Below are 10,900 nucleotides of genomic sequence, written 5' to 3'. Positions count from 1 at the left end.
AGAATATTTGAGGACATGGTCATTTTTTGCTAAAATGATCATGTTCTCTATTTCGGGGATGTTTTGGGATTCGACAGGCGCAGACCCGCGCTGGTTGCGATTCGTAGGTTACGTCTACGTTAAAACGTTAAACAGTTTAAATTAACTGCAAACGAAAACTCATACGCTGTAGCTGCTTAGTTCAGCCCAGCTGCCAATAGACTGCCTGCCCGTGGTGGTCTTGCGGTATCAACCTTACGGGATACGCTTGCTTATCACACCTGAATAAGCAAGAAGAGACTAACAGGTTAGCCGTGGCTGTTTGGCCCTGTCATATGGCGTTTTGCCCCGGTGAAGCTTAAATAATATGACTATGATCGTAGAGATTAGTGACGGGATGCGTTTGGACAGGGGTTCAATTCCCCTCATCTCCATCTGTTTAAGTAAAGAAGGCGCGTGTAGTTGATGCACGCGTCTTTTTTCGCCTTTTCCTGTTTTTTCAGAATAAAATAACAGATGCAATAAATTGCAAACAAATCAAGAGTATAATAAAAAGAGTAGAGACAATGGTTATTGCCTGTTAATACGCTATGAGTGCAGGGGGGCAACAATGAAACTCAAACAATTTTTGCTGGGCGAATATAGCTGCCAGAAAGTCAATGAAAATGGCCGGACCAAGCTCAAGGTTGAACTTTCACCGGGCTTGTTGCCAACGGCTCTCTTTGCCTGGGCTGTTTACAAGTTCCTGACAAGCGAGGACGATTAACAGCAGTTTTTTTACTTTGGATTTTAAGTAAAAAAACATATAATTAAGGCAATTAGTCCCGGTTTTGTGAAGAGGCTTTTCAATGTTTTTTCACAGAATGATTGGCGGCTTTTGATACTTTTTTGCTAGGATTAAAATATGGTGCAGAACGCACAATTATTTGCTAAGGGGTTAAAAAATGAAGATCTTAATGGTAGAAGATGACAAGTCAGTTTCACAAATGATGGAATTGTTCTTCAAGAAGGAAGGCTGGGAACAAGTTTCCGCCTACGACGGTGAAGAAGCAGTCGAAATTTTCCAGGCCCACCCGCGGGACTTTGACATCATTACTTTGGACTTGAACTTGCCAAAGAAGGACGGGATTCAAGTAGCCAAGGAAATCCGCCGGATTTCTGAAACTGTGCCGATTATTATGCTGACGGCCCGCGACAGTGAATCAGACCAGGTTCTGGGCCTGGGCGTCGGGGCTGATGACTACGTAACCAAGCCGTTCAGCCCAATCGCCTTGATTGCCAGAATCAAGGCCTTGCACCGGCGGGTAATGCTGGAAGGGCAGCCAAGAAACCTGCCGAAGAACATCCCAAGCAACGACTTCGACCTGGAAACCAACCACATCCGGATCTCCAAGAGCCGGCGGGAAGTCTACTTCGACGAAAACCGGGTTGAAGGCTTGACGCCAAAGGAATTCGACCTGCTCTACACCATGGCCCAAAAGCCAAAGCAGGTCTTCTCCCGGGAACAGCTCCTGGAACTTGTCTGGGGCTACGAATACTTCGGTGAAGAAAGAACTGTCGACGCTCACATCAAGAAGCTGCGCCAGAAGCTGGAAAAGTCCGGCCCGCAGATCATTCAAACCGTCTGGGGCGTGGGCTACAAGTTTGACGATTCACAGGTTAACGCATGAAACTGATTTATCAGCATATTCTGAGTTTTTTGATAGTTATCTTGACTTCGGTCATGATCATTGGCTTTTCAACGATCAATTACCAGAAGGAACAAGCTTATCAAAGCAACTACACGCGCTTGGAAAGTTATGCCGAAAATCTTTCAACCCTGCAGCTGTACTCTAAAAAGACACAGAGCAAGAATTCACCGCCAGTTTTTTCCGCGGATTTCTTGCAAAAGTTTTCCTTCGTCATGCGGGATGAAAATCTTAAACTGTTTTTGATGGACAAGAACTTTAAGACGACATATCCCCTTGGCGGCTATGACATTTTAAAGAAGTCAGCTAAATCGATGCTGAAAAAGGGGCAGGTTGTCCGGATCAAGGACGACCACAGCAGCGAGCAGCGGGATCTTGCCCCGAAAATCCAGGGCCGGGTAAAGCGGGACGGCTTAAGAAAGCGGAGCAACCGCCTTTTCGCCGCTGAAAGCTATACCTGGGTCGTGGTTCCCCAGATCCAAGGATCAGGGTCAAACAAGAAGGTGGTCGGAGCCATCATGATTGGTTCCCGGGTCAAGGACGTCCTGCAGACCGTCAGCCAGGCCAAGGCTAACCTGGCCAGGGCCCTGGTGATCACCTTCGCGGTCAGCCTGATCTTGAGCTTTGTTCTGGCCTACTACCAAACCGGCCGGATCAAGAAGCTTTCCCTGGCTGCCCGCAAGGTCGCTGACGGTGATCTCGATGTGCAAGTTGACCACCGCCACGCTGATGAAATCGACGACCTGGCCGAAAACTTCAATGAAATGGTTCAGTCCTTGAAGGCCTCGAATGAAGAAGTCAAGGCCCAGGAAGAGCGAAGGGACCAGTTCATGCAGGACGTGGCCCACGAAATGCGGACGCCTCTGACCACGATCAATGGCCTTTTGGAAGGGATGAAGTACGATGCCATTCCAGAAGAATCAATTCCGGAGTCCATTGACCTCATGAGCCGGGAAACCAAGCGCTTGATCCGCCTGGTCAACGAGAACCTGGACTACGAGAAGATCAGAAGCGGCAAGATCCAGATGATGAAGTCCCAGTTCAATGCCCGGACGATTATGAATGACGTTCAGCAGCAATTGAGCCAGAACGCGGCTAAGAACGGGGACAAGATCATCCTCGATGCTCCGGAAGACCTGCCTGTTTATGCTGACCAGGACCGCTTCAAGCAGATGCTGGTAAACTTGACCCAAAACGCGATCCAGTTTACCAATGACGGTACGATCACGCTTAGGGGCCGGCGCTTCCAGCATGGGGCAACCTTTAGCGTCCAGGATACTGGGATTGGGATGACCCAGGAGCAAAGCAAGTACATCTTTGAACGCTTCTACAAGGCTGATCCGGCCCGGGCCCGCTACGGCGGCACCGGTGAATCCGGCCTGGGTTTGTCGATCGTTCTTTCCCTGGTCCGGCAGCATGGCGGGGAAATCAAGGTGACTTCCAAGCCGCATGAAGGTTCGACCTTTACGATCACTCTCTTTGATGAAGGGCATGAGAAGCACTACGATAAAAAGGACAAGAAAGAGTCCAAAGATAAAGAATAGCGACTAAAAAAGCTTACCGGCAAAGCCGGTAAGCTTTTTGCTTGTTCTGTTTTTGCTCTATTTAGTTTCCTTGTTGCTGGATTTACTTGAGCTGGAACTTGAGCTTGAGCTGGATGAACTAGAAGTCATGCTCTCATTCGCGGAGCTGGACGAGGACAGAACGCTTTCCGGGATCTGGGTAATCTCGCTTTGCCGCTTGGCCAGTTCACTAGCATCAGTCTTGTAGAGCTTGCTGGTGTCGCCCTTTTGGCTGATGAGGGCTGTTGACTGCTTGCCCAGCTGCTCAATCAGGTCCATCATCTGCTGGTAATTAGTGCTGTAGTTGTAATCGCTTGGGATAACCGGGCTGAAACCCTTTGGCGTGTAATAGCGGAGCAGGTTCTTGTTGTTGAGGGTATCGGAATAAGACAGGGACTTTTTGCCATAAGCAGCCAGTTTCTTGACTTCGGCCTTTTGCTTTTTAGTCAGCTTGGTCAAAAGCTTGCCGCTGGCGGCATAGACATTGCCTTTGCTGGTCTTGCCCCCGATCAAGACATATTTTGGACTGATGACCGTCCCGTTTCTGAAGACGACGATCTGTTTGTGTTTAGCCGACAGAATGTCCGTGCCGAACTGGATGTATTGCTTGCTGGAAATGCCCAGCAGGTGGAGGATGGTTGGCAGGACGTCGATTTCACCGGCCAGGGTTGACTTGATCCCGCCCTTTAAGTTTGAAGCATGGATCATGAAAGGCACCTTCTGCATCTGAGCAGTGTTGTAGCTGGACCAGTTCTTTGGATCCTTGCCAATTAAAGGCGCAAGGGTGGTGTACTCTTCATTGCTCAAGCCGTAGTGGTCCCCGTAGATGACGATCATCGATTTATTGTAGAGGCCTGATTTTTTTAAGTAGGTGAAAAATTCCTTCAAGGCCTGGTCCAGGTAGTGGGCGGTCAAAAAGTAGTTGTTGATCGTCGCGTCGCTGGTTGAGCTGGTCTTGAAGTCCGGGTCTTGGTCAGCTGTATCCAGTTCAAAAGGCGTGTGGTTGGTAACCGTAATGAACTTGGCGTAAAAAGGCTGCTGCATTCTTTCCAGGTACTTGACGCTTTCAGCGAAGAGAAGCTTGTCTTTCAGCCCATAGCCGGCACTGTCCCCGCTTTCCTGGCTGAAGTAGTTCTTGTCAAAGAAGTAGTTGTAGCCCATGTTCTTGTAAACGTCGTTCCGGTTCCAAAAGCTGCCGACATTGCCGTGGAAAACAGCGGAAGTGTAGTTGCTGTTTGCCCGCAAGATCTGCGGGGCAGCTTGGAAGGTGTTGCTGGAGCCCAAAGAAGTGAAGAGTGACCCGTCGGAAATCCCATAGGTACTGGTTTCCAGCATGTTTTCCGCGTCACTGGTTCTGCCTAGGCCCACCTGGTGGTAGAAGTTGCTGTAAGACAGGGTATGTTTGTTTTTATACAGGGAATTGAGGAAGGGGGTGACTTCCTTGCCGTTGATCTTTAAGCCGATCAAGAACTGCTGGAAGCTCTCCAGGTGGATGATGATTACGTTTTTCCCTTTTTCTGCCCCAAAGTACGCGGAATTAGCTGGAGCATAGTTCTGCTGGGTAAAGTTGATGATCTTGTTCAATTCGCTGGTTGAGGCATTCTTGGTCACGGTGGAGCTGGATTCGTTCTTGACGGCATCATAAACCGTGAAGGCGTCAATACCCAGGTACTTGACCACGTAAGTCCGGTCAAAAGTGTTCTTGAGCAGGCGGGGCCGGTTGCATTCAGCCACCATCATGTTGAGGCCCAAAACGAAGAAGCCGAAGGACGTAATGGCAAAAGTCCTGGAAAAGCCGTATGACCGCTGGTCGATCTTGATTACTTTTACCGCCAGCAGGATGACGATGACGATCAGGTCCAGCCAGATTAAAATGTCGCTGGGGGCAAGAAGAGCCGCGCTGGACTTGCCTAGGCCCTGGGAGACCTTGCTGATGTTGGCCATGGTCTTAACCGTGATGAAGTCGGTAAACTGCCGGTAGTAAAGGACATTGGCAAACAAAAGCGCCGTGTTGGCAAAGTCAAGCGTCAGCATGGCGATGTAGGAGGCCAAAGGCTTGGAAAAGTAAAAGCCCAGACTGATCAAAATGATGCTCATGCCCAGGGGGCTGAACCACATGATGATGTGCTGGAGAGGATTGGCCAGGCCCAGATTGAAGTCGCAGTAGGCGACAAAGAGGTATTTCAGCCAGTAGCAGATGACCAGGAGGGCCAAAAAGCCAGTCCGGCTTTGAAATTTGCCGAGAAATTTGCTGTGTTTCAATTGTAGTTCTCCTTTAATAACTGTCTTAATTTTAAAGGTTGTGACAAAAATAGACAAACATTTCTCCAGAGTTATTGCTTTCTTAAAATTCTTCCCCCGGAAAAGCTTGTATAATTTAAGCAGACTCTAGTAGATTGGACCCAGTGAGCATGTTGTTTTTAGCACCTTTATACAATTATTTAGCCAGCCAGTACGCCACCAGGATCAATCACTTTGCCTTGATCAAGTTAACCCTGCAGGGCCTGGACAAGACGATTTTTTACTTCCTGCTCTTTGCTCTGGTCCGGGTCATCTGGCTCTTGGCTGTCCGTAAAAGGCGCGGGCTCTGGTCGGAATTTGGCCTCTGGCTTTTCGTCTTTTACTTTCTCCTGGTGCTGATGCTGACGACCTTCAGGTCTTCATATTTCCCTTGGGAACTGAATTTTCACTGGGACCGGCCTCTCAGCAACATCAACCTGGTCTTCATGAAGAATACCTGGAAACTGGTTTATGCCCAGAGCAAGGTCGACTTTTACTATAACTCCCTGGGCAATATCCTGGCCTTCGTGCCTTTCGGGGCCCTTTTGCCCAATTTGCTCCAAGTCAAGCACTGCTTTGGCCGGGTCTTTTTCCTGGGGGTCCTGGCGTCGGTGACGATCGAGATCCTGCAGTTTTTGCTCATGACAGGGGTCAGCGACATTGACGACGTCTTCTTCAATGCTTGCGGGGTCCTGCTGGGCTATGGGCTCTATTTTTTGCTAGGTCAAATTTGTGTAAAAAAACGCAATAAAAGCTAGCAATGAAAGGGCAACAATGATATTATTATCTTGTGAATGATTTATTTAACATTTTCTAGTGAGGAAGCATAAATCAATGAATAGTGTAGTAAGTTTTGACAGTAGTAAATTGACTCCTTTCGTTCACGAAAACGAACTGAAGGAAATGCAAGCAATGGTTAACGCCGCTGACAAGGAATTGCGCGAAGGCACTGGTGCCGGCAACGACTTCCGCGGCTGGCTGGATCTGCCGGTTGACTATGACAAGGACGAATTTGCCCGTATCAAGAAAGCAGCCAAGAAGATCCAAAGCGACTCCGACGTTTTGATCGGGATCGGGATCGGTGGCTCATACTTGGGTGCCCAAGCAGCCATTGAATTCTTGAACTCATCATTCTACATGGCTGAAAAGAGCGACTATCCTAAGGTTGTCTTCTGCGGCAACAGTCTGTCAGGCACTTACTTGTCAGACTTGATCAACTGGCTGGGCGACAAGGACTTCTCCTTGAACATCATCTCCAAGTCCGGTACCACCACTGAACCTTCAGTTGCCTTCCGGGTTTTGAAGGCCAAGCTGATTGAAAAGTACGGCAAGGAAGAAGCAGCCAAGCGTATCTACGCAACCACTGACCGCCAAAAGGGTGCCTTGAAGACTGAAGCTGACGCTGAAGGCTATGAAGAATTCGTAGTTCCAGATGATGTTGGTGGTCGTTTCAGCGTTTTGTCAGCTGTTGGCCTTTTGCCAATCGCTGCTGCCGGCTGCGATATCGACGCCTTGATGCAAGGTGCCGCTGACGCCCGGGCTGCTTACACTGACCCTGACGTAAGCAAGGACTCTCCTTACCAATACGCTGCCTTGAGAAACATCCTTTACCGCAAGGGCTTCACTACTGAACTTTTGGAAAACTACGAACCAAGCATCAGAATGTTTGGCGAATGGTGGAAGCAATTGATGGGTGAATCAGAAGGCAAGGACCAAAAGGGCATCTACCCGTCAAGCGCCAACTTCACGACCGACCTGCACTCACTTGGCCAATACATCCAAGAAGGCCGCCGGAACTTGATGGAAACTGTTGTCCGCGTTGCTGGCCCACGGGCTGACGTGGAAATTCCAAACGACGAAAGCAACCTGGACCAACTGAACTTCCTGGCCGGCAAGACTATGAACTACGTCAACGACCGCGCTTACGAAGGCGTTGTTTTGGCCCACACTGACGGCGGGGTTCCAGTTATGACTGTCAACATCGCTGACCAGAGCGAACACACTTTGGGCTACTTGATCTACTGGTTCGAATTGTCAGTTGCCATTTCCGGCTACCTGAACGGGATCAACCCATTCAACCAGCCAGGCGTTGAAGCCTACAAGCGCAACATGTTCGGCCTTTTGAACAAGCCAGGCTACGAAGACTTGCACGACGAATTGGCAAGCCGCCTGTAATTTTTCACAAATGAAATTAAGAAGAACAAGATCCGCGGATCTTGTTCTTTTTTTATGCAATTTACTGTTTTTTGCCTAAAAAAGATAAAAGAATCACATTAAGTGCTACAATTTAAGGGAAGCAAGCAGAGCATTGCTTATGTTACCGTTTTAGTAAGAGGGGGGTAAAGGAAGATGTCATCAAGAAAAATTGTCTTGACTGGACTTGCTTTAGCTGCTTTAACGTTAACAGCTTGCAGCAAGCAGGAAAGCAGTCAGAAGGAGCAGGATCTGAACTGGTCAGTCGGCGGGGAAATTACTACGATGGACCCGTCCAAGGCCACGGACGTGGTCAGTTTCAGCCAGATGATCAACTCCATGGAAGGACTCTACAGAAACAGCAAGGACGGGCAGAGCCCGGGCCTGGCTACCAGCGCCCAGGTTTCCAAGGACGGTTTGACTTACACTTTCAAGCTGCGCAAATCCCAGTGGAATGACGGCACGCCCGTAACTGCCCAGGACTTTGTCTATTCCTGGCGGCGGACCGTCAATCCCAAGACCGAGGCTGAGTATTCTTATCTTTTCTCCGGGATCAAGAATGCTGATGCCATTCAAAACGGCAAAAAGCCGGTTTCCAGCCTCGGTATTAAGGCTGAGGGCAAATATAAGCTGGTCGTCACTTTAGAGAAGCGGATGGCCTATTTCAAGGACCTCATGGCCTTTCCGGTCTTTTTCCCGCAGGAAGAAAAAGCTGTCAAAAAATACGGGGACAAGTACGGGACGGCTTCCAAGTACATGGCTTATAACGGGCCATTTGTCCAAAAGGGCTGGACGGGGTCCAACCTGTCCTGGAAACTGGTCAAGAACCCGGACTACTGGGACAAGCAGAGCGTCAAGCTTGACCAGATCAGCTTCACGGTCAACAAGACGGCGACTACCGCCTACAACCTCTACCAGTCAAACAAGATCGATGCCCTGGGCCTGGACTCTAATTTGACCAAGCAGTTCAAAGGCAAGAAGAACTACTACAGCCTCTCTAACGGGGGGACCTACTACCTGGAGCTTAACGAAAAGAACCAGGTTCTGGCCAACAGCAACATCCGCAAGGCCATCTCCCTGGCCATCAACCGGGAGAACCTGATCCGGATACTGGGCGGCAACAACCAAGTGGCCAATACCTACACGGCCAAGGGCTTGACTGAATATGACGGGGAAGACTACACCAGCATGATTTCTTCATCCGCCAAAGACCTCTACAAGTACCAGCCAAGCAAGGCCAAGGAATATTGGCAAAAGGGCTTGAGTGAGCTTGGCAAGTCCAGCTTGACCTTGAACCTTTTGACTAGTGACAGCGACGGGGGCAAGAAGACTGGCGAAGCCCTGCAGAGCATGCTGGAAACCCAGCTGCCAGGGCTGAAATTGACGGTTACCAGTGTTCCGTTTAAGACCCGTTTGGCCCGGCGGGAATCCGGCCAGTTCCAGATCTGCGGGTCAGACTGGATTGCTGACTTCGGTGACCCGATTTCCTTCCTGGAACTTTTGACCAGCAAGAACAGCTCTAATTACGGCTCCTGGAAAAACAGCCAGTATGACAAGCTGATCGCGGCTTCCAAGAACACCAATGACCAGGAAAAACGGCTTAAGGACATGAGCGAAGCTGAAAGCATCCTGCTTGATGATGCCGGCGTCATCCCGCTTTACTACGAAGACGATGCCTGGCTGATCCGGTCAAACGCCAAGGGCTGGATCTGCAAGCGGAGCGAGTGGAATTTCAAGGAAGCCTACGTGACTAAGTAAAGAAAATTGAACAGGTAAAAAAGTGCTAGACCAGATCTAGCACTTTTTCATTTGCTCTGAAAAGGACAAGAAAAAAGGCAAGCTCCAGAGGAACTTGCCTTTCGGTATTATTGCGATGTCCGGGCTCGAACCGGAACATTATGGATTCAGAGTCCACTGCCTTACCAATTTGGCTACATCGCAGTAAATCACCCGTACGAGAATTGAACTCATGACTCCACCTTGAGAGGGTAGCGTCTTAACCACTTGACCAACGGGCGAAGTTTGTGTTCGAATTACCGACATTCATTATTATGCTTTCTTTGCAAGAAAAAGTCAAGGCTTCCAGCAAAAAAAGTCTTAAATATTTTCAAGCTGACTTGGAAAGGGTGAAAACTGCCGTATAATAGAGCTAATTGCCCGCACGGGCCTTTTAGAAAGGAGTCGCCGCTTGCTTAATTTTCCTAAAACCCAGTTGCTGATTGAAAGCCTGGTTTCTGAAAGAATTGTTCCCGGAGTCAACTACGCCCTCTTAAAAGGGGAGCAGGTTTTTGCCTCGACTTTGGGCTTTGCCAGCATCTATCCAACCAAAAGCCAGCTGAGCCCCTTTGCCTACTATGACTTAGCCAGCTGCACCAAGGTCTTGGCCACGACCGCCGCTTTTTTGCAGCTGAGAGAAGAGGGAAAGGTTGACTTTGCTGACCCCTTGCAAAAATACGTGCCGGAATTCAAGGACAGCCGGGTCCGCCTGAGCCACCTTTTGACCCACACATCCGGCATCCGGGGCTGGATTGAAAACCGGAATGCCTTGTCCGGTTCGGACTTGATGAAGGCGATCGTGGGCTTGCCGGTGACCAGCGAATTTAACCGGGTCGTCCGCTACGCTGACACCAACTTTGTCCTCTTAGGACTGGTTTTAGAGCGGATTACGGGCAAAGCGGTCCAGGATTTGGCCAGTGAGCGGATTTTTCAGCCAGCTGGCTTAACTGAAACGACCTTTGCCCCGCCAAAAGACGAGTGCGTGCCAACGGAATTAGTTGACGGCCAGGTCATTCAGGGCTTCGTCCATGATCCCAAGGGCCAGCAATTAGGCCGGCGGTGCGGGTCAGCTGGCCTTTTCAGCACCGTCAGCGACCTGGTCAAAATGGGGCAGGGCTACATGGGGGTCAGTGACCTTTTGCCATTAAAGAAAGAGACAATCCAGGACCTCTACCAGGTCAAGACGCCGGCCGGCCTGAAAGCCCGGTCCTGGGGCTGGAACCTGGTCTTTGACCCTAAGGAAAACTATCCCATCATCTACCATACCGGTTTTACCGGCACCTTGGTCTTGTTTGACCAGGTCAAGCAGTCCGGCTTGATTCTTCTGACCAACCGGGTCCACCCCTCCCGGCACAACCAGATCTTTTTGACCATGCGCAGCCGGATCATCAACGCTTTTTTGCAGGAAAACCGCTAGAAAGA

Annotated in this window: 8 protein-coding genes, 2 tRNA genes and 1 other RNA gene; 8 read left to right on the top strand and 3 right to left on the bottom strand. The window is 49.6% G+C overall.

Annotation, left to right across the window (positions count from 1 at the left end; genetic code table 11):
- Positions 1-54: 54 nt before the first annotated feature.
- The 4 genes from ssrA (at position 55) to ACI32D_RS06540 (ending at position 3,211) form a co-directional block, all read left to right on the top strand.
- Positions 55-416: a transfer-messenger RNA gene (gene ssrA, locus ACI32D_RS06555) on the top strand.
- 173 nt (positions 417-589) lie between these two features.
- Positions 590-745, top strand: coding sequence for a hypothetical protein (locus ACI32D_RS06550; protein WP_439775790.1), 156 nt, complete (start codon positions 590-592; stop codon positions 743-745).
- A 178-nt stretch (positions 746-923) separates the two neighbouring features.
- Positions 924-1,649: a winged helix-turn-helix domain-containing protein gene (locus ACI32D_RS06545; protein WP_439775789.1), complete on the top strand. Its 726-nt coding sequence runs from the start codon at positions 924-926 to the stop codon at positions 1,647-1,649.
- On the top strand, positions 1,646-3,211 hold the full coding sequence (locus ACI32D_RS06540; RefSeq protein ID WP_439775788.1) for an ATP-binding protein: 1,566 nt from the start codon (positions 1,646-1,648) through the stop codon (positions 3,209-3,211). The genes ACI32D_RS06545 and ACI32D_RS06540 overlap by 4 nt, the downstream gene beginning before the upstream one ends.
- A gap of 57 nt (positions 3,212-3,268) precedes the next feature.
- On the opposite strand, the gene ACI32D_RS06535 is transcribed toward ACI32D_RS06540, so the two are convergent.
- The gene (locus tag ACI32D_RS06535; RefSeq protein ID WP_439775787.1) at positions 3,269-5,491 is read right to left on the bottom strand and encodes an LTA synthase family protein; all 2,223 of its coding nucleotides are present in this window, start codon (positions 5,489-5,491) and stop codon (positions 3,269-3,271) included.
- Positions 5,492-5,640: 149 nt separating this feature from the next.
- Between ACI32D_RS06535 and ACI32D_RS06530 the strand changes: the two genes are divergently transcribed.
- The 3 genes from ACI32D_RS06530 to ACI32D_RS06520 all read left to right on the top strand — a co-directional run bounded on the left by ACI32D_RS06530 (position 5,641) and on the right by ACI32D_RS06520 (position 9,460).
- Positions 5,641-6,267 (top strand): VanZ family protein, encoded by a 627-nt coding sequence (locus tag ACI32D_RS06530; protein WP_439775786.1) that lies wholly within the window; start codon positions 5,641-5,643, stop codon positions 6,265-6,267.
- 76 nt (positions 6,268-6,343) lie between these two features.
- The gene (locus tag ACI32D_RS06525; protein WP_439775785.1) at positions 6,344-7,684 is read left to right on the top strand and encodes a glucose-6-phosphate isomerase; all 1,341 of its coding nucleotides are present in this window, start codon (positions 6,344-6,346) and stop codon (positions 7,682-7,684) included.
- Between the two features lie 174 nt (positions 7,685-7,858).
- Positions 7,859-9,460 carry a peptide ABC transporter substrate-binding protein gene (locus ACI32D_RS06520; protein WP_439775784.1) on the top strand — a complete coding sequence of 534 codons (1,602 nt, stop codon included), beginning with the start codon at positions 7,859-7,861 and terminating at the stop codon, positions 9,458-9,460.
- Between the two features lie 110 nt (positions 9,461-9,570).
- Here the strand turns inward: ACI32D_RS06520 and ACI32D_RS06515 are convergent.
- Together ACI32D_RS06515 and ACI32D_RS06510 are read right to left on the bottom strand one after the other, a co-directional pair.
- A tRNA-Gln gene (locus ACI32D_RS06515) sits at positions 9,571-9,643 on the bottom strand.
- Between the two features lie 5 nt (positions 9,644-9,648).
- A tRNA-Glu gene (locus tag ACI32D_RS06510) sits at positions 9,649-9,720 on the bottom strand.
- A 170-nt stretch (positions 9,721-9,890) separates the two neighbouring features.
- Between ACI32D_RS06510 and ACI32D_RS06505 the strand changes: the two genes are divergently transcribed.
- Positions 9,891-10,895, top strand: a complete 1,005-nt coding sequence (locus tag ACI32D_RS06505) for a serine hydrolase domain-containing protein (protein ID WP_439775783.1) — start codon at positions 9,891-9,893, stop codon at positions 10,893-10,895.
- The last annotated feature ends 5 nt before the right edge of the window (positions 10,896-10,900 follow it).

The sequence above is a fragment of the Lactobacillus sp. genome (assembly GCF_051873315.1).
Classification (GTDB): Bacteria; Bacillota; Bacilli; order Lactobacillales; family Lactobacillaceae; genus Lactobacillus.
Note: the sequence above shows the minus strand (reverse complement) of the source record. Positions and strands in the feature narration are given on the sequence as shown.